We start from the raw sequence: 24,097 nt of genomic DNA, 5'->3' as shown, positions 1-24,097 counted from the left end.
TTGCGAGGCCGTCTCCCATCAAGGTACAGGGTCAAAAACAGAGAGCAGAGGGCCAATGCTGGCGCCTCTGCTCTCTCTGTTTTTGGCCTGTCGGTTACTGGAAGCTCGCCAGATTCAGCGCCACGTTGTAGGCGCAGTTCGTGTCGGCTTCGGTGCGGACGAGCAGGTCCACCCGGTCACTGGCGCCCACCCCGGCGTCGAGCGGCTTGAAGTAGTACACCAGGGTGCCGCTCCACTTGCCGTCCTCGCCCTGCTTGAAGTCGTTGACGTAGCTGCGGCGCACCGGGGCCACCAGCTTGCCGTCGGCGGAGCGCATCCGCACCAGGTAGGCGTCGCGGGCCTTTTCGCTGGGCAGGCCGCGCACGGCGATGTCCACGCGCAGTTCGCCGTCGGCGAGGCGGGCCTTGCTCAGGTCGGCACCCAGAGCGTCAGCGGCGCTGAGGTTGCGGAAGTTGTCGCGGGCGTCGGTGGCCTGAAAGTAGAGCTGGTCGGCCTGACCGCTGGCGGTGACCGAGCCCAGGCGGCTGCCCTTGCTGAAGTCGCCCGGCGCGGCGAGCCAGTCGGTCACGCACTGGGCGCCGCCGTCGAACACCTTGACACTCTCGGGGCCGGAGACGAACTGGCCGTCTTTCACGCCGAGGTCCACCGTCAGGTAAGTGCTCGGCAGGTCGCGGCGGCCATAGGCCCCGTCGATGACGTTCTTGGCGGTGGCGTCGTCGAGCTTGGGCACCCAGGCGAACGCGGGGGCCGAGAGCAAGGCCGTCAGGGACAGCAGCAGGGGCTTACGGAAATCAAGTAGGCGCATAGTGAACCTCATTGGGAAGGAAAATGTTGACGCGGAGCTGATGCCAGGATGAGAAGTCCGGCGCGGGGTGTGCTCAATCGCGCAGGTACACGACCTTGCACGCCTTGCCCGCCGAGCGGAAGGTCTGCGCGGCGTCGGCGGACAGTTCCACGTCGGCAAAGTAGGGAGCGCCAGGGGACTGCTTGGGCCTGAGCAGGCGGCTGGCCTTGACGCGGGTGACGTTCTTGAGCTGGGCGAGGCCCGCCTCGGAGCGGGTGTACTCCTGCAAGTTGCCTTCCTGCACGAGCTGGGTCGCCACGCCCTTGATGAGTTCGGCGTCGGGCCAGACCTGATTGCCGGCGCTGTCCATCACGAAGCTCGTCATGGCGCTTTCGAGCTTCCCGAGGCCGCGCACATCCACGACCACCGTGCAGGTCAGCGGGCGGGTTTCGTTGCCCGCGCCCTGCCCCGCACCGCCGCCACCACGGGCCACCGCGCCGACACCTGCACCCTCACCTGCGCCACCGCCATTGCCCGTACCGGTGCCGCTGCCGCCGGTGCCCCGGCCAGAAGCGGGCACAGTGCCGCTGCCTTCGCCAGTGCCGGAGCCGTTTCCAGTACCGCCACTGCCGGGCCGCGAGGCGCTGGGGGTGCCGGCGCCCGTTTCACCCGTGCCGGCGCCACCGTTGCCCGCGCCGCTGCCACCGCGACCGGAGGTCAGCCCGAGGTCCACAGGCGCGTCGCCGCTGCCTCCCTGACCGGGCCGGGCCGCTGCGGGAGCGCCGCTGCCAGAACCACTGGTACCGGAACCGCTGCCCTCACCACCCGCCGGACGACCCGCCGCGACTGGGGCGCTGGCTGGCGTGCCGCTGGGGGTGCCGCCCTGGGAGGGCCGGGCGCTGACGCCTTCGCCCCCACCGGACGCGCCGCCTGCCGAGGCACCGGGCGTCTGGGCGGGCCGGGCTGCTGCGGGGGCACTGGCACCGCCCGCTGCGCCACCTGCCGCGCCGGAGCCGCCGCGTGCAGCCGCCGGAGCGGAGGGCGCCGCCGCGCTGCTTGCGCCTCCCCGCGGCGCGGCGGCGCTGGGCGACACGGGCACCTCGCCCTGCTCGGCCACTGGCGCGGTGGGCGCGGTGCGGGGCGCGCTCACGCTGCCGCCCGAAACCGGAGCGCGCGAAGGCACGGCGGCGGCTGGGGCCGAGCTGGGGGCCGACGACGCCCCACGCGCCGGGCTCGCCGCCACCGGGCTGCTTTCGGCGGGGGCGTCCTCGCGCCGGGGCAGGCCCGACACGTCGGAGCGGTCCTCGCTGACCGGGGCGGGCGCCGCGTTGGGCCGCGCCGCTGCCGTTCCCGCCGACTCGCCGCTGCTGCGGCCTGCCGGGGTGGCGGGAATCGGCGTCGCGGGAATGGGCGGCGTCTGCGACCCGGCGCCCGGCGTGCGGGCTGCCGACGCACCCTCGGACGCGGAAGGAGCCGGCGCAGGCGTGACCCGGCCCGCGCTGGGGGTGCCTGCCGAAGCCGCCGTATCGGGCGTTTCGCCGCGCGGCGTCACCGTGACTGGGGAAGCCGACTCGGGGCTGGACGCCGCCGTACCTGGGCGACCCGCGACGGGTTCGCTCGCCGGTTCGTTGGGCGCCGCTGCGGACGAGTTGGGAGCCGCCGGCGACGCCTCGGTCTGGGCCGTTTCCCGCGTCGGGGTGGGGGGCGTTTGGGCAGAGGGGGCTGCCGGCGTGCTGGACTCAGGCACCGTGGCTTCGGGCACCACCGAGCCGGCGGGCGCGTTCGCCTGGGCCGGCGCAGGGGCCGGAGACGGCGCGCCGCCTGCCGGTCGCTGAGCGGCGGGGGCCGGGGTGGCCGGCGTTTGGGTTGCCGGAGCCTGAGCTGTAGGCGTCTGGGCTGCCGGGGCTTGGGTCGCCGGCGCCGGGGTCTGGGCGGGCGCGTTTGGCGTGGGCCGGGCCGCCTGGGGCGGCGGGGTGCGCGTCGGCGCCGGCTGGACCGGGGGGGTCGGCGTCTGGGACGTCGGGGCCGGCACAGGCGGCTTTGCCACAGGCGGCGTTTGGGCAACCGGCGGTTGCAGCACCTCGGGGGGTGTGGGGGCCGGCTTGGGGGTCACCGGTTCAGGGGTGACCGGCTTGGGCGTGACCGGGGGCGGAGTGTCCTGCACCGGCGGCTTGAGCGGCTCGGCGGGGGTGGGATCGGGTTTCGGGGGCTCCGGCGCCGGCTTGGGCGGTTCCGGGGGCGTCTCGGGCTTCGGCTCGGGGGGCGTGGGTTCCGGGGGCTTAGGAGGTTCCGGCGCCGGGGTCGCGGGTTTCGCGGGGGTCGGCGTGGGCTTGGTCGCCGGGGCCGGCTTGTTGGGAGACGCGGCCAGCGGCGACGTGCTCAGGGGGGCCGCCGCGTTGGAGTTGGGCACCTCGGGGGCGAGCGCGACCACTTCCAGCGGGGCGTGCCGGGTGTCGGGAACCGCCGCCACGCTGGCCTGAGGCTGAGGCCGGGCAAGGGCCAGACCCGCAATCAGCGCCGCGTGCAGGGTAAAGGTGGCCGCCGCCGACCACAGCCGCTCGCGGACCTCGGGCCGCTGAAGGTCAAAGCGGGAAGGGCGGGAATAAGACGTCATAGTCAGGGTCCTCCGCAGGGGCGGTCAGGGGTGGGCAGGCCGGGGTCGTCTGTGGGCAGGGCGTCACTTGTCGGAGTCCGCGTTGCGGGTGCCCAGGGCGAGGCGCTCGCCGCCCGCTTTCTTCACGGCGTCCATCACCTGCACCACGGTCCCGTAGTTGCCGCGCTCGTCGGCGCGTACACCCACCACACCGCCGGATTTCTTGACCAGCGCGGGCAGTTTCTGTTCGAGCTGTTCGAGGTTGGTGGCGTAGCCGTTGAGATAGATGCGGCCCGTCTTGTGTACGGTCACGATGGGAATGTCAGGGGTGGCCTGCACGGTGGTGCTGGCGCGCGGCAGGTCGAGCGGCAAGACATTTTGCCGGGCACCCAGGTTACTGGTCAGGAAAAAGAAAATCAGCAGCAGCAGCACGATGTCCACCATCGGCGCGAAATCAAAGGTCACGCCTTCGACATCGTCCCGCAGCCTTCTGCGCGGCACGCTCATGCTCAGAGCCTCGCGCCGGTCGGGGCCATCACCGGGCGTTCAGGAGCGGGCGCCGGGCGCACCGGGGCGGCGGGCACGGCCACCGGGCGCAGCAACCAGCTCGGCAGCTCCTCGCGCACCCGTTCGGCCTGCGCCGCCACCGCGTTGGCCTTGTTGCGCAGCGCGTTGCGGGCGACGTAGGCCACGATGGCGACAATCAAGCCGGCGGCGGTGTTGATGAGCGCCTCGCTGATGCCCTGCGCGAGTTCGGTGGGGGTGGGGTTGTTGGTGGCGCTGAACACCAGGAACGAGCGCACCATGCCCACCACGGTGCCGAGCAACCCCAGCAGCGGGGCAATCTGCGCGGCGGTGCCCAGGGCGCTCAGGCCGGCATACATGCGCCCGTCTTCCTGAATCAGCGCGGCGTTCATGGCGGCCTGCGCGGCTTCAGGGCCCCGGTCGGCGCGGTTCAATCCCGCCCGCAGCACCTGCGCCGCCGGGATGTCGAGCCCCGAGAGGTCGACTTCGCGCAGCGCGGCCTGCGGTCCACTTTCGGCAGTCAGGGCACGCGCCCGCTCGATCAGCGCCGAGGCGTCCTGACCCATCCGCATCAGGGCCAGCAAGCGGGCCACCGTGAGATAGACGACGTACAACGACAGGGCCAGCAGCACCCACAGCAGGGGACCGGCGGCGCGGGCGAGATCGAGAACATTCACCCCTCACCTTTAGCATGCCTTCACATGGCAAGGGTGAAGATTTCAGGGGAATCCGGGACAGGCGGTGAGAACCGGAAACTAGAACAGCCGCCGCGCCCGTTCTCCCAGGGCCAGCATCTGCGCCGCCTCTGCCTCTCTGCCGTCTTCCAGCCACCACGCCGCCGAGAGGCCGGTGTAGGCCATCACCCAGCGGGCCAGCCGCGCTGGGTCCAGTCGGGCCGCGTGCGCCGCCACCGCCAGTTGCCGTTCCAACCGTCCGGGGCGCAGGGCAGTGGCGGGGTCCGGGTTGCACAGCAGGTTCGCGTGGTCGTAGCCGCGCTCACCGTGCAGGCCCTTGGGGTCAATCGCCAGCCAGCCGCGCCCACCCTGCCCCGGATCGCCGCCGTCCAGCACGTTGGCGTGGTGCAGGTCGCCATGCAGCGGCCCGACTTCCTGCGGGGAGGCCAGCAGCTGACGGGCGACGGCAGCGGGAAAATGCAGCCTGGTATCCTGCTTTTCCCCGGCAAAGAGGCCGCGAAACCAATCGGCGAGTGGCAGCAGCGGCGGCAAAGGCCCCGGACGCGGACGGTGTAGGCGCGCGGCAGCGGCACACAGCAGCCGGGTCGCCTCGTCGTCGTGCCCGGCGTGGACGAGCGCGGTGAGCGAACGGCAACCACTCACCCGCTCCAGCAGCAGCGCGGCGCCGTCCTCGCTGACGGCCAGCACCCGCGCCGCGCCGTCGCCCTGCCAGAACTGCATCAGCCCCGCGCCCCGGCGTTCTTCCTCGCTGCGAGCGAGTTTGAGCATCGCCGCCTGTCCCTCTCCCTGGCCGTGCCACAGCACCGGCAACAGGTCGCTGCCGTGGGTGCGAAGCGGCTCGCCGTCGGGGGTCAAGTGCCAGCGCGTCAGCCAGGGGGTGAAGGGAAGCACAGGCCACAGTGTGCCTTCCATCTCTGTTTGAAGTGCAGGCTTTAGACTCCACTGGACATGGACTGGCTGTATTCGCTGATTTACGGGATCGTTGAGGGCATTACCGAGTTCTTGCCCATCAGTTCCACCGGACACCTCATTCTGACGGGCAACCTGCTGCACGTGCCCTGGCCCAAGGAAGTCAAGGACACCTTCGAGGTCGTCATTCAGGGGGGGGCCATCCTGGCGGTGCTGGTCTACTACTGGCGCGATTTCCTGAAAATCCGGCACATCGGCCATGACCGGGGGCAGCAGCGGCTGTGGCTGGGCGTGGTGCTGGCGTGTATTCCGGCGGTCATCCTGGGGGTGCTGTTCGGCGACACCATCAAGGCGTACCTGTTCCGCCCCAGCGTGGTCGCCTGGGCTCTGATCGTGGGCGGCGTGCTGATGTGGCTGCTCGAAAGCCGCAAGGCCACCCCCGACACCCACGACATCGAGAACATCAGCGCCGGCAAAGCCCTCGCTATCGGCGCGGCGCAGTGCCTCGCGCTGCTGTGGCCGGGCTTTTCGCGCAGCGCCAGTTCTATCCTCGGCGGGATGCTGCTCGGCCTCGACCGCCCCACCGCCACCAAGTTCAGCTTTTACCTCGGCGTACCGACCCTCGGCGGCGCGGCGCTGCTCGACTTCATCAAGAGCCGCGAGATTCTGGCGCAGATCGGCGTGGTCAATGTCGCCATCGGCGCGGTGACCAGCTTCGTGGTCGCTTACTTCGCCATCGGCTGGCTGCTGCGCTTCGTGTCCACCAACAACTTCAAGGGCTTTGCCGTTTACCGCGTGGTGGTCGGCGTCCTGATTCTGGTGCTCATCGCCAGGGGCGTGCTGCAAAACGGCTCGCTCGCCTGATGCCCCGGCCCATACTTACACCGTCTACATGACCCTCCCCACCATGCCCCAAGACCCGTCAGCTTCCTTTCATCTGCCGCAGGCGGCGCTGCCTACACTGCGGCGCATGACTTCGCCCCTGCGCATGCCGCTGCTGCTCCTCGCGGTCTTCTTGCCCTCCTGCTCGGCCCAGAGCGGCCAGACTCAGACCGGCCAGACTCAGACCGGCCAACCACGGACGCAGAGCAGCGCCAGCGTCTCCAGCATTCCCGCAACTCCGCCCGCCAGCCGCCCATCTGCCAGCCGCCGCCCGGCCCGTGACCCGCTGAGTGGCCTGGCCTTTGTCAACGTCGCGCAGCTCCCGCCTGAAGGCCAGCAGCTGCTGACGCTGATCGCCAGGGGCGGCCCCTTCCGCTACAGTAAGGACGGCGTGACTTTCGGCAACCGCGAGGGGATTTTGCCCCAGCAGGCGCGGGGGTATTACCGCGAGTACACCGTCCGGACGCCCGGCGAATCCGACCGGGGCGCGCGCCGCGTCGTGTGCGGCGGGCAGCCGGTCACGAACACCGCCGAGTGCTACTACACCGCCGACCACTACGCCAGTTTCAGGAGAATCCGGCCATGATGAACGTCTTCGCCCACCCCCCCGCCGGGTTGCAGCAGGCCCCCCACGAAATCCGCATGCTCGCCGCCGGACATCAGGTGTCGGTGCGCGAGGTGGTGCTGACCGGCGTGCGCGATAAAGAAGCGCTGATGCTGGCTTTTCTCTCGGGGCTGGGCCTCACGCATTCGTTCGGGCGCAACTGGGACGCGCTCTACGACGTGCTGACCGACCCCGAACAGCGCCCGCCCCGCTTCGCGCTGGTGCTGTGCGACTACGACGTGTTTCGCCGCCGCAACCGGCAACTCAGCGCCCAACTCGAGAGCGCGCTGCTCGACGCCCAGCAAAACGTCGGCGAGCAGGGGCGGATGCTGTGGCTGCTCGCCGAGGAGCCGGACAGCGATACGCGGCATTGGTAAAGAGAACAAGCGGGCGGCGGGGGCAAGGTCGGATCGGTCTTTCCCCCGCCGCGCCTGACCCTCTACCCTGTTCCCCATGACGTCCGTCTCGCCTACCCCCGACGGCATCCTGCGGCAGTTGCAGGACGCCGAGGTCAGCTTTTTGCGCCTGCAATTCACCGACATCCTGGGGCACACCAAAAACGTGGAGGTGCCGCGCACGCAGTTTGCCAAGGCGCTGAGCGGCGACGTGACCTTCGACGGCAGCGCGGTGCAGGGCTTTACGCGGGTGGAGGAGTCGGACATGCTGCTCTCGCCCGACCTGTCCACCTTTCTGGTCTACCCGCAGTTTGCCCGCGACGACCGCGAGCGGGGCCGCGTCGCCCGGCTGATCTGCGACGTGACGCTGCCCGACGGCACCCCCTTTGAAGGCGACCCCCGCCGGGTGCTGCGAGCGCAGGTGGAACGGGCGCAGGCGCTCGGGCTGGAGATGTACGTGGGCACCGAACCCGAGTTTTTCCTGTTTGAACGTGGCCCCAACGGCGCGGCGACCACCGTGACCCATGACCGCGCCGGATACTTCGACCTCGCGCCGATTGACCGGGGCGAGCGCATTCGCCGCGAGATTGCCAGCCGCCTGGTGGAAATGGGCTTTGAAATCGAAGCCTCGCACCACGAAGTCGCGCCGGGGCAGCACGAGATTGATTTCCGCTACGCCCCCGCGCTCGAAACCGCCGACCGTATCGCCACTTTCAAGTTCGTGGTCAAGCGAATTGCGCTCGAACACGGCCTGCTCGCCAGCTTTCTGCCCAAGCCGATTGCCGGGGTCAGCGGCAGTGGGATGCACTGTCACCTCAGCCTCTTCAAGGACGGGCAAAACGTCTTTGATGACCCGGGCGGCGAACATGGCCTCTCGGACACCGCGCACCAGTTCGTCGCCGGGCTGCTCGACCACGCCGAGGGCATGACGGCCATCACCAACCCGCTCGTCAACAGCTACAAGCGGCTGGTGCCGGGCTTCGAGGCCCCCGTCAACATCGCCTGGAGCACGTCCAACCGCTCAGCGCTGGTCCGCATTCCCGCCAAGCGCGGCCCGTCCACCCGCGCCGAACTGCGGATGCCCGACCCGAGTTGCAACCCGTACCTCGCGCTCGCCGCCATGCTCGCCGCTGGGCTCGACGGCATTGAGCGGCAGTTGGAGCCGCCGCCCGCCATTCAGCGCAACATTTTCCGCATGACGGTGCGTGAAAAGCGCCACCACCGCGTCAAAGAGCTGCCCGGCGACCTGCGCGAGGCGGTGGACGAGCTGGCGAAGGACGAAGTGATTGCCGCCGCGCTGGGGGAACACGTGATGGAGCATTACGTAACGGCGAAGCGGGCGGAGTGGCGGGAGTACAGTTCGGCGGTGCACGCCTGGGAGCTGGAGCGGTATTTGGATTTGGTGTAGTGCGGGGGCTGGAGCTTTAGCTTTTGGCCCCAACCCCAAACCCCTATCCCCAGAGGGGACAGGGGCTTAACGCTGGCGCTGTGCACATGGCGGTGATGTCGCTTAGCGGGCGGCATTTCTCAAGTGCGTAGGTTGGTCTGGAGTCTCGTGATTTCGGCAGACGCGAGGCCCGTGCGCTGACGCGCCCGACGGCCCTTCCGTTCTGCGTTTTCACGATTTTTCGGGGGCGGCATCGAAAAAAGCTAAAGCTCAAGCCTCTTTTTGACCCTCTCCCCTTGCGGGACTCGGAGAGCTGCGGAGCAGAGAGGGCCTTGTCGCAGGCAAGGGGTGACTCGCAGAGCTGCTTGCAGAGAGGGCCCCCAGACCAACTCAGCTCAAACCAACCCCTCAACCCCCACCCCATCAAACAGCCCCCGCAGCGGGTACTCCCGAATCGCTGTGCGGGTGCCGCCGATGCTGAAGCTCTCTTTGCCGAGCATCCGCTCTTCCAGCGCGGCGCGTTCGTCGGGCGACAGGCGGCCCATCAAGCTGGTTTCGCCCATCTGGGTGCCGTGCGCGGCGAGGGCGGCCTTCTTGTTCTCGGCGTAGGCGCCCACGTCCATCGTGACGGCGAGGGTGGAGTCGGAGACGCCGTAGACGAGGGGGTCGAGGGACTGGTCGTGGCCCAGGCGCGAAATCTGGGCAGCGGCCTGGTGGGTCATGGCGGTGTAGTACAGGCGCTGCGGGCCGCCGGAGGGCAGGTGCCCGGTGCTGAAAAAGGCGGCGACGGTCGCGCGGTGCATCTGGAGGTGATCCACATGCCCGTAAGCGCCGTGCGGGTCGAAGGTCACGATGACCTGCGGCTGCACGTCCTCGATCAGGGCGCGGAGTTTGACTTCTGCGTCCAGCGGGTTGACGTTCATCAGGGCGGTGGGGTCGTCGTGGCGGGTGCGCTCGTAGCGGCCCGAGTCGTGGTAGTCCAGAAAGACCGGCGGCTCAATCTCCAGGGCGCGGCAGGCCTCGCGCAACTCCTGCTCGCGCTGGGCCCCGAGGTCGTCCACCGTCATGCCGGGCACGGTGATTTTGCCCGCCTCGCCGCGGGTGGCGCAGGCGAGGACCACCCGCACCCCCTGGCGGGCGTAGTGGGTCAGGGTGCCGCCCACGCTGAAGGCTTCGTCGTCGGGGTGGGCAAAGATGACGAGCAGAGTCGCGCGTGGGGCAGGGGTGCTGGAGGAAGTCATGCGGGCAGAATAAGCGCAAGCACTGGGACTTCAGCCAAGCGCAGCAGCAAAACCAAGATTACAAAAACTCCACCTCTACTCCCGACGCCTCGGCCTGAGCGCGGGCCTGGGCGAGCCGGGCGTGCGCGGCGGGCAGCAGGGCGCGTTCGGGCCGCTGCCAGAGGGCCTGGGCGATTTTGCTGGCGCGGCGGACGAGCAGCCGCTCGCCGGGCTGGGCGAGGGTCACGGCGGCGAGCAGCGCCTGGGCACTCGGCGGTGTTTCGGACAACGGGTCGAGCGGCACCAACGCCGACACCCGCTCCCCGCTGCGGCGCAGGCTCACGCGGGCCTCGGGGAGGGCGGGGCGCTGCTCGATGAGCACGTCGGCGTGCGGCAGCAGTTGCCCCGGCGTCGTGCTGCCTTTGCGGGCGTCATTGGCGAGGTCGTGGGCGGTCAGCATGTGGCGGCGGGTGCGCGGGGCGTAGACCGCCCGCAGCGCCACGCCGCGCTGTCCGGCCTCGGCCTGCACTTCCTGGGTCAGTTCGGAGAGCAGAAATGGCCCCCGACCCCGCGCCACACAGGCAATCACGGTCTGGTTGTCGGTGTGGACGGTGAGCGCCTCGCCTGCCGGGGCCGCCCGGACCGCTTCGAGTACCGCCCGCAACTCGGCAGCGTTGTTGTCGGGCGCGTCGAGTTGCCCCTGGTGCCGGGCGGGCAGCTTGCCCGGCGTGAGCAGCACCAGGCCCCAGCCGCCGAGACCGCGCCCGTCGGGTTGTTCCTGCCAGCTGGCGTCTACAAAAGCATGGTTCATGCAGGCCACATCCTCCTCTGGACCGGCGCGGAACGAAGCGGGAAGAAAGGGAAACTACAGGTCGAGGTCCAACAACTTGGAGAGGGTCTGTCGCCCGTACAGGTGCAGGTTCTCCGGCGACGCCTCACCGCGTTCGATGGCGGCGAGCAGTTCGGGCGTGACCTGCGCGGCCTGCGCGAGTTCGGTGAGCGGGATGCCGAGCAGCCGGCGGCGCACCCGGGTGGCGTGCGGGGCAGGGTCGGCGGGGCGGCGCGGCGTGTCCATGGGGCATTGTGCCTCAAGTGCCGGCAGGCAAGTGCGATACTGCCCCCATGAGCCAGACCGACGTTCTTGACCTCTACAAACAGGCCGGCGCCTTTCACGAGGGCCGTTTTCTGCTGGCGAGCGGGCGGCAGTCGCCGTACTTCATGCAGTCCACCACCCTGCTTCAGCACCCCCGCGCCCTGATGGAACTCGGCGGCCTGATGAGCCAAAAGATTCTGGACGCGGGCCTGAAACCCGATTTCATCGTCGGCCCGGCGATGGGTGGCGTGACACTCGCCTACGAGGTCGCCCGGCAGCTTTCGGAAACGCTCCCCGACGTGCGGGCGATTTTTGCCGAGAAGGACGGCTCCGGCGGCATGAAGCTGCGCGAGGCGTTCGCCGTACGGCCCGGTGAAACCTTCGTGGCGGTCGAAGACGTGCTCACCACCGGGGGCAGCCTGCTCCGCGCCGTGCGGGCGGTCGAAGGCCAGGGCGGCCAGTGCATCGGCCTGTGCTGCATCATTGACCGCCGCCAGCAGACCGGGCCGCTCTCGGGCTACCCGCTGATGAGCCTCAAGGAGCTGTATTTCGATACCTACGCCTCCCACGAGGTTCCTGGGTGGCTGGCCGAGCGGCCCTTGCAAGAAATCTAATGTGACATTGTCCTCCTGACCGAGAGGTAAACTGACCCCATGATTACCGTCATGAACCGCATCGGCGTCAAGCCGGAGTTTGCCGCCCAGTTCGAGGAAAGCTTTCGCAACCGCGCCGGCTTGGTGGACGGCATGCCCGGCTTTATCCGCAACGAAGTGCTCAAGCCCACCAAGCCCGGCGACCCCTACATCGTGCTGACCTACTGGCAGGACGAGCCCTCCTTCCGCGCCTGGACCGAGTCCGACGAGTTCAAGCAGGGCCACGCCCGCAGCGGCAGCCTCCCCCACGACGCCTTCACCGGGCGCCCGGTGCTCGAAGTCCACGACGTGTTGCTGAGCAGCGACAACTGATCAGGTAAGACAGGACACCCACCACGCCCCCTCGAACGCCGAGGCGGGCGTGTTGGCGTGGCTGACCGCGTCCCCGCCCTGCGCGGCGAAAAAGCGGCGGACGAGTTCGTAGCCCAGGGCGTAGCCACCCCAACGCGGAAAATCCTGCGCCGGCGAGCCGAAAAACCACGCGGCGTGGTCATGCGGTGCGGAAAGCTGGGGCTGTGCCCTCTCCCACAACGCGGCCAGGTCCATCGTCGGTTGCGCGTAAATGGGCGATTCGCCCCGATAGCCAGCCTCGAAATGCTGCGCCAGTCCTTCGCTGACCAACGCTTCCAGCAGAGTTTTGCCGTAGCCCGGCCCCCGCCAGCGCCGGACGTGGTGCAGTTCGTGGGCGAGGGTGGCGGGCACTTCGGTCAGCCAGAGTCGCTGAAAGGCAGGGCTACCGGGCGTCACGCTCAGGTCCACCTGATGGGCATTGGGCGCGTACCCATGCACTCCGGTTTCCGGCAGGGTGAAGGTGCTCGACATCAGCACCACGTCTACGCCGTCCAGGTCGAGCTCAGTGGCGAAGCGGGCCAGAGCTTTTTCCACCACCGCACGCAGCTGACGGCCAGCTCGGGCGAGAACTGCTCCCCAGCATTCAAAAGGTGAAGGTGGTTCATGCGCTCAGGCTAGGCGTCAGCCCTCCGCGCCCGCATCTGCCAAATGGCGTTTACCGGCTGGCAGACCGGAAAAATCGGGAAGGCGCTCCCTTGCCGCGCCGCGCCGCAATGACCCGTTCATAGACCTCTTCCAGCGCCTGCGCCCGCACCGGCAAGTCGTACTGGCGGGCACTTTCGCGGGCTTCGTGCTGCATTCGAGGCAAGGTGGCGGGAGCGAGCACTTGCAGCAGGCCGGTCGCCAGCGCCTCAGGCGTCGGCTCGCGCACGGTGCCGTTGTGGCCCTCGGCAATCAGGTCGAGCGCGGCGGGGCTGTGGGCGGCGACCAGCGGGGCCCCGGCGGCGAGGGCCTCGATCATGGACATCGGCAGCACCTCACTCGTGCTCGCGGTCAGGAAAGCGTCGGCGGCGGCGAGCGCTTCCGGCACGCGAACGTAGGGCACCGCGCCGGTGAAGGTCACGCCCTCCGGCGCCCCCGCCTCCGCGTCCTCGCGTCCGGGGCCGTCGCCCACGACCAGCATTCGCAGCTCGGGGCGCCGCGTCCGGGCCTGGGCAAAGGCGGCGAGCATGGTGTCCAGATTCTTCTCGGGCGCCAGCCGGCCCAGGTACACCACCAGCGGCGCGTCCTGCGGAATCCCGAACTCGGCGCGGAAGGCGTCGCCGCTCACCCCCAGGAACGACGCGAGTTTGACCGGGTTGGGCAACAGCTCGATTTCGCCGCCGTAGCCGTAGCGCCGCAGCATGTCCACCATCGCCCGGCCAGGGGCAAGCACCGCGTCCATCCGCCGGGCGAGCGCCGAGACGTGGGGGTGAATCATGGCGCGACTGACCTTGGACGGCAGCGGCGCGTAGTGGATGTACTCGTCGTACTGGGTGTGCGCGGTGTACACGACCGGCGCGTGCGAGAGCCGCCCCCATCTCAGCGCGAGTTGCCCCGCCAGAAAGGGATGCATGGTGTGCCACACGTCCACACCCCGCAGCGGCAAGCGCGCCGAGAGCAGCGGCCCAGGGGCGAGCATCACCGGGTAATCGGCGGGCGCCCCGAGCGCCTGCGCCCCGGCAAAGGACGCGTTGAGGCGGTACACGCCCGGCTCGGCGTCGCCGGAGGCCTGCGGGTGACGCGGCGCGAAGACCCGCACCTCGTGGCCCCGTTCGCGCAGGCCCTGGACAAACAGCGCAGTACTCGTCGCCACCCCATTGCGGGACGGCAGGTAGGTGGCAGTCACGATTCCGATACGCACAGTCAGGTGGAGTGTAAACGGTCAAGGTGAAGGTGTCATTGGACGGCCCCTGTCGGTCATGCCCGTTCTCTGGCACACTCGGGCCATGACCCACACTGCGCCCCTCTCCCCCCCGCTCGCCGTTCCCGACCTGATTGCCAAAAAGCGCGACGGCGGCGCCCACACCCACGCCGAACTCGAAGCCCTGGTGCTCGGCTTTACCCGGGGCGAGGTGCCCGACTACCAGCTCAGCGCGTGGCTGATGGCGGTTTTTCTACGCGGCATGACCCCGCAGGAAACCGCCGACCTCACGCTGGTGATGGCGGCGAGCGGCGAACAGCTCGACCTCGGCGCCCTGCCGGACACGGTGGACAAGCACTCTACCGGCGGCGTGGGCGACAAGACCTCGCTGGTGCTCACGCCGATGCTCGCGGCCCTCGGCCTGACCGTCGCCAAGATGAGCGGGCGCGGGCTGGCCCACACCGGGGGCACCATCGACAAGCTCGAGAGCATTCCCGGCTGGACTCCTGAACTGCCCGAGGACCGCTTTCTGGCGCAGGCGCGTGACATTGGGCTGGCGCTGGTGGGCCAAAGCAAGGACCTCGCCCCCGCCGACGGCAAGCTCTACGCCCTGCGCGACGTGACCGCCACCGTGCCGTGCCTGCCGCTCATCGCCAGTTCCATCATGTCCAAAAAGCTGGCGTCGGGGGCCCGGACCATCGTGCTCGACGTGAAGGTGGGCGCCGGGGCCTTCATGACCACGCCAGAGGCGGGCCGCGAACTCGCGCAGGCGATGGTGGACATCGGCACGCGGGCCGGGCGCCGTGTCCGCGCCGTGCTGACCGAAATGGACACGCCGCTCGGTCACCTGGCGGGCAACAGCCTGGAAGTTCAAGAAGCCCTGGCGACTCTGCGCGGCGCGGGGCCGAGCGACCTCACCGACCTGTGCGTCGCGCTGGCGGTCGAAGCCCTGGTCGCGCACGGGGAAGACGCCGGGCAGGCCGAGGCGAGGGCACGGCAGACCCTGCACGACGGCAGTGCCCTCGCCAAATTCCGCGCCTTCGTGGCCGCGCAGGGCGGCGACCCGAGCTACGTGGACGACCCTGAGCGGCTGGACGTGGCCCCAGGCCGCGCCGAGATGCTGGCCGCGCAGAGCGGCTTCGTGACCCGGGTGGACGCCCTGAGTGTGGGACGCGCCGTTCTGGCCCTCGGCGGGGGACGCGAGCGCAAGGGCGAGGCCATCGACCACGGCGTAGGCGTGGAACTGCTCAAAAAACCCGGCGAGGCAGTGGGGGCAGGCGAAGCTGTCCTGCGCCTTTACCACCGGGGCGGGCGCGGCCTGGAGCGGGCACAGGCGCTGCTGCGGGCGGGGCTGGAAACCGGTCCCCAGGCTCCGGCGGCCGCGCCGCTGATTCTGGGCCATATCGGCTGATACGGTTTTAAATTGAGTCCCGGACATGTCCGGGCGCAATTTTGCGCGGAGCGCATGGAAAAAATACGGTTTTAAGGAGTTGGACGGGCATCCGGCGCCTTTCCGGATGTTCGGGAATCGGATGAAAGCCGTATGAGGGTCAATGGCAGGTCGCCTTTTTCAACGCCCGGAGGTGAGCCAAAGCTGTAAGAGGCGGGCGCCTAAGCTTGGGGCATGAGCGTTCTGAACCAGCTGCTCGCCGCCCTGGTCAAGGAAGGTGCGAGCGATATTCACCTGCGGGCCGGCACCGCGCCGGCTGCCCGCATCAACGGGGTGATTCGGCGCTTCGGCGAGAGCCGTCTGTCTCCCCAGCACCTGCAACAGTTCACGCAGGAAATGCTGCCCAGCACGGCGCTGTGGGAAAGCTTCAACGCCCGGCGCGAGGCCGACTTCGCCTACGGGCTGGCGGGCGTGGGGCGCTTTCGCGTCAACGCCTATTTTCAGCGCGGGTCCATCGGCCTGATTATGCGCGTCATTGAGGACAAGCCGATTCCGACCTTCGAGGAACTGGGCCTGCCCACCGCCGTCTTCAACGAACTCGCCGAGCAGGAGCGCGGGCTGGTGCTGGTCACTGGCCCCACCGGCAGCGGCAAGACGACCACCCTGGCGAGCCTGATCGATTACATCAACAGCCATCAGCCGGTCAACATCGTGACGCTCGAAGACCCCATCGAGGTGCTGCACCGCGACAAGATGGCGATGGTCAACCAACGCGAGCTCGGGCTCGACACCCTCAGCTTCTCCAACGGGCTGCGGGCGGCCATGCGGCAAGACCCCGACATCATCCTCATCGGCGAGATGCGCGACAAGGAAACGGTGGAAGCGGCCCTCTCGGCGGCGCAGACCGGGCACCTCGTGCTCAGCACGCTGCACACCCAGGACGCGATTCGCTCGGTCAACCGCATCATCGATTTCTTCGCGCCGCACGAACGCACCCAGATTCGCCAGGGCCTCTCCGAGAGCATGGTGGGTATTGTCAGCCAGCGTCTCTTGCCGCGGAGTGGCGGGGGCCGGGTCATGGGTATGGAAGTCATGCTCGGCACGCCCACCGTCCGCGAGTGCATCAAAGACCCCGAACGCACCGAGGAAATCAAACAGGCCCTGATGGAAGGTGGCATGCGCGGGATGCGGACCTTCGACCAGCACCTCGTGCAACTGGTGCTGGACGGCCAGATGACGCAGGAAGACGCAATGAGCGCCGCCACCAGCCCCCACGAACTCAAGCTGATGCTGATGAAGTCGCAGTACGCCTGAGGGTTGAGCCGGGGGTTACCGCTCCCCTGTCCTCCCCGGCCAGCGTGGAAACGAGCGCGGCGGCGCCTCACCCTGCTCCAGCGTCCGCGCCTGCTCCTCGTAGTTGAGGTAGTAGCGCCCCGCCAGCAGGGTCATCAAGACGACCACGCTCGCCAGCGCAATCAGCAGCGGCCAGCCCGCGCTGCCCGTCAGCACGCCGTTAAAGACGAAGTGCAGGGCGATGCTCAGCGCCAGCCCTCGCCGCCGCCACCAGCGCCCGATGCGCGTCCAGTGCCCCCCGAGCGCGTAGCCTGCGGAGCGCTGAACAGCGCGTGCCCCAGCGTGGCGAGCAGGGCGTGCCCGGTGGCGGTGCCCGCGCCGAAGGTCAGGGCGTAGGTCAGATTCTCGACCAGCGCGAAGCCGAGCGCCGCCGTCACCGCGTAGACCAGCCCGTCCATCGGTTCATCGAAGGACGGCTCGTCGGCGGCTGTGGACGTGGCGAGAAACTTGCTGACTTCCTCGATGACGGCGGTCAGCAGAGCGACCAGCAACAGCGTCAGCGGCGCCGAACTGCTCAACATTCTTCCTAGACTCGCTTCGAACGACGCCGCCACGAACCACGCGAACATGCCCCAGGCGAACGTCCGGGCAAGCAGCCACAGCGGCTCGGGGTGACGGTCACGCCGCACGAAGAACCACAGCCACCCCAGCGTGATGACAATGGACCCCAGCAGCGACAGCAGCATGGTCTGGGCCTCAGCGCCGCAGCGGGGCGTCTCCTGTGCGCGCAGCCCTGCCCGCCGCCGCCAGCCGCTCGCTGCGCTCCTGCATGGGCGCGTGCGCGAGGTGGGTCAGCGCCAGAGCCAGCGCGTCGGCGGCGTGGTTGTTGAACAGCTCGCGAATACCCAGGCTCGCCTTGACCATGTAGATGACCTGCTCCTTGTCGGCGCGGCCCGTGCCCACCAGCGACTTCTTGACCTGCATGGGGCCGTAGGCGTGAATCGGCACCCCGGCCTGCGCACAGGCGAGCTGCACCACCCCGAACGCCTGCCCCACTTTGAACGCCACGTCAGCCTGTCGGCGCAGAATCTGGTCCTCGATCGCCACCGCGTCGGGCCGGTACTCGGTGAGCAGCCGGGTCAGTTCCTCGTGCAGGTATTGCAGCCGCCGGGGCATCAGCCACGCGCTTTCGGTGGTCAGGCAGACGTGGTACAGGTGCTTGGCCCGCCGGACATCCCCTTCGACCAGTCCCAGGCCCAGGTTCGCCAGACCGGGGTCAATCCCCAGAACCCTCATGTCAGCACCCTCATGTCCCCCACCTCACTTGCATGGGCGGCAGCATACAGCGGGGGCCGCCGGCTTGCCCCGGGGCCCCCACCGTGCGCTGTAGAGAACTCAGCCGCCGCACCCGCCGCTGCCTTCGCCGTCGGGCGACTGGGCGCCGTCGGTGCGGAAGGAGTGGCCGCAGCCACAGGAACTGGTGGCGTTGGGGTTGTGGACGGTAAAGCCGCCGCCCATCATGTTTTCCACGAAGTCCACCTCACTGCCGCGCAGCAGTTCGATGCTCATGCGGTCGACCAGCAGCTTGACGCCCCGGTCCACCACAATGGTGTCGCCTTCAAGTTCGCGGTCATCAATCGCCATGCCGTACTGATAGCCGCTGCACCCGCCGCTCTTGATAAAGACGCGGACCCCGGCGTTTTCCTTGCCGCTGCCGGCCAGGATCGTCTGGGCTTTGCTGGCCCCGAACTCGCTGATGGTGATGTCCGGCACGCGGGGCGTATCCTGACGCTCGGGAGTGTGAATCGCTGTCATGCGTGCAGCCTAACACCGCTGGCGACTGCAAAAGGTGGCGAAACAGCACAAATACTCCGCCGGGCTTGAGCGCTTCTTGACCCGTCACATCTCCGCGTCAGACTGCTTTCTGACTGACATTCCTTGAGTGCGCTTGTGTTAGATTGAGGCCATGCCGAAGCCTTCCGTCTCGAGCCAACCCGCGCCGAACCCTTACGCCGAGTGGTTCGAGCAGCTCCGCAGCGAATACGGCGACCAGCTCAGCGCCATGCCCTTGCCCGACGGTTTGCCCGAGCACCTGCGAAACCTGATCGAGCAGGGCGACGAGGACGCCATTCAGTTTATGGTCCGGCTCGCCTGGCAACTCGGCGCCCAGGTCGGGTACGCCGCCGGCAGCCGCCGCCAGGACGTGCATGCGCCGCCCAAGCGTTCCGGCAACGTGCAGGCTTGAGCCACAACTTCAGCCGCTGACTGACCGCTCCTTCGGGGGCGGTTTTTTGATGCCCAGACCGTTCAGTTTCCCGTCGAGCGCGGGGCTGCCCAGCAGCCGATTGCGGGGCGCTCGTCAGGTATGAGCCCTCGAGCCGCCAGCTCGGACAGAACAAACGTAGCAAATGCCAGCAGGCGCTCGGGGTCGTTGTCCTCGCCGCCAGCGGTCAGTTCCAGCCGCTTTGCCTCGCGGGCGAGTTCCAGGGTGAAGTGGTCCACCGGGTCAGAGTACGCCTGTTCCAAAGCTCCGAGAAGAGGCCAAAAAAAGCAGCCCCGGCGCTCAGGCCAGGGCTGCTCAGGAGGGGCGGGGCTCAGTCGTGCGAGTGGCCGGGGGTCACGCCGCCGTGCCCACCGTGGGCCAGGCGGTCACGCTCGTCGGCTTCACGCAGGGAGCGGATGCCGCGCACGATCGCCAACGTCAGGAAGTAGGCGACGGCGGGGAGCAGCAAAGCCATGATCCACAGAATCGCGTTGGCGTTGCCGCTCGTCAGCAGGCCCGAGGCGATGAGTTCCGGCTTGTATCCGGCCAGCGACATCACCAGCATGAACACCAGGAACGCCACGCCTGCGCCCAGCCGCACCGGGTGGTTGGTGGGGTTTTCGGCGTAGTAGACGTTTTCCTCGCTCTTGTCGAGCAGGGGCACCAGGAACAGCAGGCCGATGGGGATGATGGGGAACAGCAGCGCGCCCACGAACTCGGCGGTGATGTGCCCGCCCAGGAACGAGACTTCGAAACCAGGGATGATCGCCAGCGCACCGAAGATCCACAGCAGGTACCAGTCGGGCTTGATGTTGGAGATCGGGGTAGAGCTCGGCGGGCCGAAGTATTCCACCGGGTGCACCGGGATAAAGGCGGCGAACAGAATCACCAGGCCAGCGAAGATCAGCGTCAAGAGCAGCATGATCGGGGTCTGCTGGGTAATCAGCGGCACACCGACGATCTTCTTGTAGGCGATGCGCTTGGCGTACTGCGGCTGCGTGTGCTTCTGCTTGATCATGATCAGCATGTGGGCGCCGGTGGTCGCCACCAGAATCATCGGCAGCAGCATGATGTGATAGCCGTAGATGCGCGGAATGACCTGCTCGCCGGGGAAGTTGCCCGCGAAGGCCGCCTGCGCGAGCCAGTCGCCCACCCAGGGCACCGACTTGGTGATGCCGTAGATCACGCCCAGGGTCTGATAGGCGTAGTTGTCGTAAGGCAGGATGTACCCGGTCACAGCGGTGAGTGCCGAGAAGATCAGCAGCAGCAGGCCGATCCACCAGTTGATTTCACGCGGCTTCTTGAACGCGCCCGTGAAGTAGATACGCATCATGTGGATGATGGCCGCCGCCACCATGATGTTGGCGCTCCAGTGGTGAATGCGGCGCAGCATGTCGCCGAAGGGCATCGCGTTGATCTTGAGCGCCGAGTGATAGGCGGCAGGGACCATGTTGGCCTTGGCCGCCGTACCGGGGTCGAAGGAGTTGACGATCAGCGAGTTGCTCGGCTCGTAGGAAAGCGCGAGCAGGATGCCGGTCAGGATGAGGATGATCAGCGAGAACAGCGTGATTTCACCCAGGAAGAAGCTGTGGTGAACGGGGAAGGCCTTGCGCAGGAACTTGTCGTTCAGGCGCGAGAGGTGCAGACGTTCATCGAGCCACTGGTTCATGACAGCAGTTCCTCCACTTTCTTGGTGTAGGTTTCCCAGTCTTCGTCAGAGTTGTAGCCGTAGGGCCGGGTCATGAAAAACCCGTCCGCGACCAGCTTGTCCCCGTCGAGCTTGATCGGCAACTGGGGCAGGGGCGCAGGGGGCGGACCGCCGACCACCTTGCAGCCCCGCTTGGGGTCGTACTGCCCCGAGTGGCAGGGGCAGTTCATGATGCCGTTCTGGCCGTCTTCCACGTTGCAGCCCGCGTGCTGGCAACGGTCGCCATAAGCCACGATCTCGCCGTCAATCGTGGCGTCGAGTTTGGTCGGCTCCTCCATCTGGCCCTTGGGGAACTTGTAGATCGCCAGGATGCTGGTCGGGTCGCCGTTTCGCGTCACCATGTCGCCGGTCTTGGGGTCTTTGCCCTGGGGCCAGGCGCGGGTGATCTTGTCGCTGAGGTCGGCCACGGTCACGGGCTGACCACTGTTGGGGCCTTCCGCGTGCACCAGGATGTCGCCCTTCATAGGCGGCGCCTTGGCGGGGGTCAGACGGAAGACGGGGTTGGCGCCGCCCAGGGTGCTGAGCAGCTGACGCCGCCGACGGCTGCCGTGCGCCGAGCGCCGTGTTGATAAAGCGGCGGCGCGTGATTTCTGGATCTTCTTTCTTGTAACGGGTCATGAATCAAACCTCTCCAGGGGATAGGGGCGCAGTGCGGCTTACCAGGGGAACTCGCCCGAAGCGTCTTCGACCAGCACTTCGCCGTCCATGAAGAACTTCTTGTAGAGCGCCAGCGAGGCCGCGAGGCTCAGCACGATCATCGCCGCGTAGAAGCCTTCGTGGGTCACGTCGGGCATGACCTGCTCCTTGGCGGCCCAGCCCGCATAATCGATGTTCATCTGACGGATGAACAGCACGCTGAACAGCAGGGTCGAGAGGAGGCTCAGCACCATCCCCAGCATGGCGACCGGCGTCGAGCGAACCTTGTGAATCCCGGGACGCAGCTCTTCGCCTTCGGCCCAGTGGCTGTAGAGCCCGATGATCCCGTAGGTCAGCAGCACGATGATGAAGGTCGTCAGCCAGATTTCGGGCAGCTTGAGGTCTTCAGGCACGAAGCGCGAGCGGTTTTTGAGGACCGCCGGGTCCACCTTGCTCTGGCCCTCGGCCACCTTGGCGGGGGTCAGGGGCTCCTCGATGTTGTTGCCCCAGCTGTGCAAGACGTAGTTGGCCACCGCGTAGAGCTGCTTGTCGTCGAGCTTGTCGCCGTAAGCAGGCATCCCGCCCTTGCCGTTGACCAGGATGGTGTGCACGTACACCGGGTCTTTGAGAATCTTCGCGTCGCCCGCGAGCTTGGGGCCGACGCCGCCCTCACCATTGGCGCCGTGGCAGCCCTGACAGGCCGGGCCGCCGCTCGCGCCCTGGGTGAAAATCTGCTTGCCGATGGTGGGGTAGTCCTTGCTGATGCTCGCGGCCACCGCCGGGTCCACGACCACAGGCTTGGGCGCCGTTTCCTTATTGAAAAGGAAGAGCAGGACGATCCACATCACCGCCGCGCAGAAGATGGCGACTCCTGGCATTACCGCATCGTTTCTTTCCACTTTTCCTTCTCCCTCGTGAAGTGGCCTCAGTTCCTGCCCGCTCGACTCCGCTGAGTTGCGCTGCTTTTTCCCTCCGGCCTGAAGTCTGAAAGCCAGCATAGCACGCGCCAAACGCGCTCCCAGCGGCATTTCTATGCTTACAGCAGCGACACTTCGGCAAGCATCATCTTGGGCCTGACCGCGCGGTTAAATGTCCCCCAATGTGAGAAAAGTGTTGCCTGGGCCGTGTTCTCAGGGCGTCTCGGTTTCACCCAGCTCGGCCAGCAGCGGCCAGAGCGCCGCCGAGAGCCGGGTCACGTCGCGGTTGCCCGGATGCTCGCGCGGGTCTTCCCCACCCTGCGAGAGCAAAGCGACGACCAGCGGGCGCGGGGCCCAGAGCAGACCGACATCGTGGTGAACGCCGCGCAGTTCGCCCGATTTGGAGGCCACCCGGTAGAGCGGCTCGCCGTCCGGCCCGGCGGGAACACCCCGCCCGATGAGGTCGCGCAGGTGCTGGCGGCTCAGGATGTCGAGAGCGAGGTGTTGCATCTGGGGCGTCAGCCCATCGCCGCGCAGCAGGGACAGCAGCAGCGCCACCTGATCCCGCGCCGTCGTGCGGTTGCGCTCACCCCGGCGCTGGGCCTCGTTCTGGCGCTCGGGGGGGAGTTGCAACGGGCCGATCAGCCGGGTGCTGTTCAGGCCGCGTGCCGTCAGCCAAAGGTTGAAGTGATCCTGACCGAGCCGCTCGATCAGCAGGTTGGTCGCGGTATTGTCGCTCACCACGATCATCAAGGTCAGCACGTCCTGCCAGGTCAGCGCCAGCCCCAGCCCCAGCTCGTGCAGCACCCCCGCGCCCGGCACCCGGTCTTCGGCGCGCAGGGTCACCCGCTCGATCAGGTCGAGGTCGCCGCGCCCAGCCTGTTCGAGCGCGAACAGCAGCAGCGGCACTTTGATGGTGCTGGCAGCGGGAAATACCGCGTCGGCGGCTTGGGCGTACAATTCGCGGCCTGCAAAATCGGTGACGAGCAGCCCCACCTCACCCGCGTACCCGGCGCGGCGCAGCTCGGCCAGAAAATCCGGCATCAATCGGGCAACTGCAATCCGGCGAGGGCGGCGAAGGGATGGGCCGTTCCCACCGGGCGCAGCGTGCAAAACGGCAGCGTTCCTTCCGGCTCCACCCGGTGCGGGCAGGTCGGGCACTCGGGAAAGGCCTGCTCGGTGTAGGCGAGGTCGGGCTCGGCGCTGGCGACTTCCCACTCACGTAGGCAGCCGGCGCGGTAGAGCTGGGCGGGCACGGCGCGGACGGTCACCGGCTGGGGAGAGCGGCGCTTACTCAAGGTTGGCGATGCCCTCGCGGATGGCGTACAGCGCGGCCTGGGTGCGGTTGTTGAGTTGCAGCTTGGTGAAAATCTCGGAGAGGCGGTTGCGGACGGTCTTTTCCGAGATGTCGAGCCGCAGCGCGATGTCCTGGTTGGAAAAGCCCTGGGCGAGCAGCTTGAGAATCATCGTCTCGCGCTCGTTGAGGTCGGCGTGTTTCTCGCTGGGCAGTTCCTCGCGCTTGTCTCGGAAGTCGTCGAGGACGTTCTGTGCCATGTCCGCGTCGAGCAGCGCCTCGCCCGCCGCCACCCGCGTAATCGCGTCGATCAGGGTGCCCGCGTCGGCGTCCTTGAGGATGTAACCGCGCGCTCCGGCCTTGACCGCCTCGAACACGTAGCGGTCCTGGCGGTACATGGTGATCATGATGACGCGGGCCTGCGGATTGATTTCCAGAATGCTCTGGGTCGCCTTGACCCCGTCGAGCTCGGGCATCTGGATGTCCATCAGAATCACGTCGGGCTGGGTGTCGGCGGCGTAGCGCACCGCCTCGCGCCCATTGGCGGCCTCACCGATGACCCGCATCCCCTCCGATTCCAGCAGGCTGCGGAGGCCCTGGCGAAAGAGGGCATGGTCGTCGGCAAGCAGGACTCGGATCATGGGCAGAGTCTACGGCGCGCG

Annotated in this window: 30 protein-coding genes; 9 read left to right on the top strand and 21 right to left on the bottom strand. The window is 68.0% G+C overall.

Annotated elements, in window-relative coordinates:
- Window positions 1-94: 94 nt before the first annotated feature.
- The 5 genes from DR_RS02370 to DR_RS02350 form a co-directional block, all read right to left on the bottom strand.
- Window positions 95-805 (bottom strand): hypothetical protein, encoded by a 711-nt coding sequence (locus DR_RS02370; protein ID WP_010887104.1) that lies wholly within the window; start codon window positions 803-805, stop codon window positions 95-97.
- Between the two features lie 73 nt (window positions 806-878).
- A complete protein-coding gene (locus DR_RS17050; protein ID WP_010887103.1) occupies window positions 879-3,398 on the bottom strand; it encodes a hypothetical protein in 2,520 nt (839 codons plus the stop codon).
- A gap of 63 nt (window positions 3,399-3,461) precedes the next feature.
- Complete coding sequence (locus DR_RS02360; protein ID WP_010887102.1) at window positions 3,462-3,884, bottom strand: ExbD/TolR family protein; 423 nt, start codon at window positions 3,882-3,884, stop codon at window positions 3,462-3,464.
- A gap of 2 nt (window positions 3,885-3,886) precedes the next feature.
- Window positions 3,887-4,579 carry a MotA/TolQ/ExbB proton channel family protein gene (locus DR_RS02355; protein WP_010887101.1) on the bottom strand — a complete coding sequence of 231 codons (693 nt, stop codon included), beginning with the start codon at window positions 4,577-4,579 and terminating at the stop codon, window positions 3,887-3,889.
- 78 nt (window positions 4,580-4,657) lie between these two features.
- On the bottom strand, window positions 4,658-5,488 hold the full coding sequence (locus DR_RS02350) for an aminoglycoside phosphotransferase family protein (RefSeq protein ID WP_227085986.1): 831 nt from the start codon (window positions 5,486-5,488) through the stop codon (window positions 4,658-4,660).
- A 57-nt stretch (window positions 5,489-5,545) separates the two neighbouring features.
- Here DR_RS02350 and DR_RS02345 point away from each other — a divergent pair, with 57 nt between their 5' ends.
- The 4 genes from DR_RS02345 to DR_RS02330 all read left to right on the top strand — a co-directional run bounded on the left by DR_RS02345 (window position 5,546) and on the right by DR_RS02330 (window position 8,795).
- Window positions 5,546-6,370, top strand: a complete 825-nt coding sequence (locus DR_RS02345) for an undecaprenyl-diphosphate phosphatase (RefSeq protein ID WP_010887099.1) — start codon at window positions 5,546-5,548, stop codon at window positions 6,368-6,370.
- A 106-nt stretch (window positions 6,371-6,476) separates the two neighbouring features.
- Window positions 6,477-6,974, top strand: a complete 498-nt coding sequence (locus DR_RS02340; RefSeq protein ID WP_027479559.1) for a ribonuclease — start codon at window positions 6,477-6,479, stop codon at window positions 6,972-6,974.
- A complete protein-coding gene (locus DR_RS02335; protein WP_010887097.1) occupies window positions 6,971-7,369 on the top strand; it encodes a barstar family protein in 399 nt (132 codons plus the stop codon). Before DR_RS02340 ends, DR_RS02335 begins: the two co-directional genes overlap by 4 nt.
- A gap of 76 nt (window positions 7,370-7,445) precedes the next feature.
- On the top strand, window positions 7,446-8,795 hold the full coding sequence (locus tag DR_RS02330; protein ID WP_010887096.1) for a glutamine synthetase family protein: 1,350 nt from the start codon (window positions 7,446-7,448) through the stop codon (window positions 8,793-8,795).
- A 374-nt stretch (window positions 8,796-9,169) separates the two neighbouring features.
- On the opposite strand, the gene DR_RS02325 is transcribed toward DR_RS02330, so the two are convergent.
- From DR_RS02325 to DR_RS02315, 3 genes are read right to left on the bottom strand one after another with little or no spacing between them, the layout of a single operon-like run.
- Window positions 9,170-10,015, bottom strand: coding sequence for a PIG-L deacetylase family protein (locus DR_RS02325; protein WP_010887095.1), 846 nt, complete (start codon window positions 10,013-10,015; stop codon window positions 9,170-9,172).
- 58 nt (window positions 10,016-10,073) lie between these two features.
- The gene (locus DR_RS02320) at window positions 10,074-10,805 is read right to left on the bottom strand and encodes an RNase H family protein (protein ID WP_010887094.1); all 732 of its coding nucleotides are present in this window, start codon (window positions 10,803-10,805) and stop codon (window positions 10,074-10,076) included.
- A 54-nt stretch (window positions 10,806-10,859) separates the two neighbouring features.
- On the bottom strand, window positions 10,860-11,069 hold the full coding sequence (locus DR_RS02315; protein ID WP_010887093.1) for a helix-turn-helix domain-containing protein: 210 nt from the start codon (window positions 11,067-11,069) through the stop codon (window positions 10,860-10,862).
- 47 nt (window positions 11,070-11,116) lie between these two features.
- Here DR_RS02315 and pyrE point away from each other — a divergent pair, with 47 nt between their 5' ends.
- Window positions 11,117-11,701: an orotate phosphoribosyltransferase gene (pyrE, locus tag DR_RS02310; protein WP_010887092.1), complete on the top strand. Its 585-nt coding sequence runs from the start codon at window positions 11,117-11,119 to the stop codon at window positions 11,699-11,701.
- Between the two features lie 39 nt (window positions 11,702-11,740).
- On the top strand, window positions 11,741-12,052 hold the full coding sequence (locus tag DR_RS02305; RefSeq protein WP_010887091.1) for an antibiotic biosynthesis monooxygenase family protein: 312 nt from the start codon (window positions 11,741-11,743) through the stop codon (window positions 12,050-12,052).
- Here the strand turns inward: DR_RS02305 and DR_RS02300 are convergent, their stop codons facing one another.
- Both DR_RS02300 and DR_RS02295 read right to left on the bottom strand, forming a co-directional pair.
- A complete protein-coding gene (locus tag DR_RS02300; protein ID WP_234944667.1) occupies window positions 12,053-12,625 on the bottom strand; it encodes a DUF2268 domain-containing putative Zn-dependent protease in 573 nt (190 codons plus the stop codon).
- Window positions 12,626-12,746: 121 nt separating this feature from the next.
- A complete protein-coding gene (locus DR_RS02295) occupies window positions 12,747-13,934 on the bottom strand; it encodes a glycosyltransferase family 4 protein (RefSeq protein WP_010887089.1) in 1,188 nt (395 codons plus the stop codon).
- 85 nt (window positions 13,935-14,019) lie between these two features.
- Here DR_RS02295 and DR_RS02290 point away from each other — a divergent pair, with 85 nt between their 5' ends.
- Together DR_RS02290 and DR_RS02285 are read left to right on the top strand one after the other, a co-directional pair.
- The gene (locus DR_RS02290) at window positions 14,020-15,345 is read left to right on the top strand and encodes a thymidine phosphorylase (protein WP_034349496.1); all 1,326 of its coding nucleotides are present in this window, start codon (window positions 14,020-14,022) and stop codon (window positions 15,343-15,345) included.
- Window positions 15,346-15,558: 213 nt separating this feature from the next.
- Window positions 15,559-16,638 carry a type IV pilus twitching motility protein PilT gene (locus tag DR_RS02285; RefSeq protein ID WP_010887087.1) on the top strand — a complete coding sequence of 360 codons (1,080 nt, stop codon included), beginning with the start codon at window positions 15,559-15,561 and terminating at the stop codon, window positions 16,636-16,638.
- Between the two features lie 15 nt (window positions 16,639-16,653).
- On the opposite strand, the gene DR_RS17110 is transcribed toward DR_RS02285, so the two are convergent.
- The 4 genes from DR_RS17110 to DR_RS02270 all read right to left on the bottom strand — a co-directional run bounded on the left by DR_RS17110 (window position 16,654) and on the right by DR_RS02270 (window position 18,432).
- Window positions 16,654-16,833 carry a hypothetical protein gene (locus DR_RS17110; RefSeq protein ID WP_338107137.1) on the bottom strand — a complete coding sequence of 60 codons (180 nt, stop codon included), beginning with the start codon at window positions 16,831-16,833 and terminating at the stop codon, window positions 16,654-16,656.
- 29 nt (window positions 16,834-16,862) lie between these two features.
- On the bottom strand, window positions 16,863-17,363 hold the full coding sequence (locus tag DR_RS02280) for a PrsW family glutamic-type intramembrane protease (protein WP_010887086.1): 501 nt from the start codon (window positions 17,361-17,363) through the stop codon (window positions 16,863-16,865).
- A 10-nt stretch (window positions 17,364-17,373) separates the two neighbouring features.
- Window positions 17,374-17,913, bottom strand: a complete 540-nt coding sequence (gene ruvC / locus DR_RS02275) for a crossover junction endodeoxyribonuclease RuvC (RefSeq protein WP_010887085.1) — start codon at window positions 17,911-17,913, stop codon at window positions 17,374-17,376.
- A gap of 99 nt (window positions 17,914-18,012) precedes the next feature.
- On the bottom strand, window positions 18,013-18,432 hold the full coding sequence (locus DR_RS02270) for a HesB/IscA family protein (RefSeq protein WP_010887084.1): 420 nt from the start codon (window positions 18,430-18,432) through the stop codon (window positions 18,013-18,015).
- A 151-nt stretch (window positions 18,433-18,583) separates the two neighbouring features.
- Between DR_RS02270 and DR_RS02265 the strand changes: the two genes are divergently transcribed.
- Window positions 18,584-18,862: a hypothetical protein gene (locus DR_RS02265; protein WP_027479561.1), complete on the top strand. Its 279-nt coding sequence runs from the start codon at window positions 18,584-18,586 to the stop codon at window positions 18,860-18,862.
- Window positions 18,863-18,924: 62 nt separating this feature from the next.
- Here DR_RS02265 and DR_RS02260 read toward each other — a convergent pair whose 3' ends face one another.
- The 7 genes from DR_RS02260 to DR_RS02230 form a co-directional block, all read right to left on the bottom strand.
- Window positions 18,925-19,143, bottom strand: coding sequence for a hypothetical protein (locus tag DR_RS02260; RefSeq protein ID WP_010887082.1), 219 nt, complete (start codon window positions 19,141-19,143; stop codon window positions 18,925-18,927).
- Between the two features lie 68 nt (window positions 19,144-19,211).
- Window positions 19,212-20,549: a cytochrome b gene (locus DR_RS02255; RefSeq protein WP_010887081.1), complete on the bottom strand. Its 1,338-nt coding sequence runs from the start codon at window positions 20,547-20,549 to the stop codon at window positions 19,212-19,214.
- On the bottom strand, window positions 20,546-21,052 hold the full coding sequence (locus DR_RS02250) for a ubiquinol-cytochrome c reductase iron-sulfur subunit (protein WP_010887080.1): 507 nt from the start codon (window positions 21,050-21,052) through the stop codon (window positions 20,546-20,548). The genes DR_RS02255 and DR_RS02250 overlap by 4 nt, the downstream gene beginning before the upstream one ends.
- 192 nt (window positions 21,053-21,244) lie before the next feature.
- Window positions 21,245-22,123, bottom strand: a complete 879-nt coding sequence (locus DR_RS02245; protein ID WP_027479564.1) for a c-type cytochrome — start codon at window positions 22,121-22,123, stop codon at window positions 21,245-21,247.
- A gap of 231 nt (window positions 22,124-22,354) precedes the next feature.
- Window positions 22,355-23,185 carry a serine hydrolase gene (locus tag DR_RS02240; protein WP_034349500.1) on the bottom strand — a complete coding sequence of 277 codons (831 nt, stop codon included), beginning with the start codon at window positions 23,183-23,185 and terminating at the stop codon, window positions 22,355-22,357.
- Window positions 23,185-23,439, bottom strand: a complete 255-nt coding sequence (locus tag DR_RS02235; RefSeq protein WP_051618771.1) for a hypothetical protein — start codon at window positions 23,437-23,439, stop codon at window positions 23,185-23,187. The genes DR_RS02240 and DR_RS02235 overlap by 1 nt, the downstream gene beginning before the upstream one ends.
- Window positions 23,432-24,076, bottom strand: coding sequence for a response regulator transcription factor (locus DR_RS02230; protein WP_010887077.1), 645 nt, complete (start codon window positions 24,074-24,076; stop codon window positions 23,432-23,434). Before DR_RS02230 ends, DR_RS02235 begins: the two co-directional genes overlap by 8 nt.
- Window positions 24,077-24,097 lie beyond the last annotated feature (21 nt).

This window comes from Deinococcus radiodurans R1 = ATCC 13939 = DSM 20539 (genome assembly GCF_000008565.1).
In the GTDB taxonomy this organism is placed as follows: Bacteria; Deinococcota; Deinococci; order Deinococcales; family Deinococcaceae; genus Deinococcus; species Deinococcus radiodurans.
This window is presented reverse-complemented; position numbering and strand designations above follow the sequence as displayed.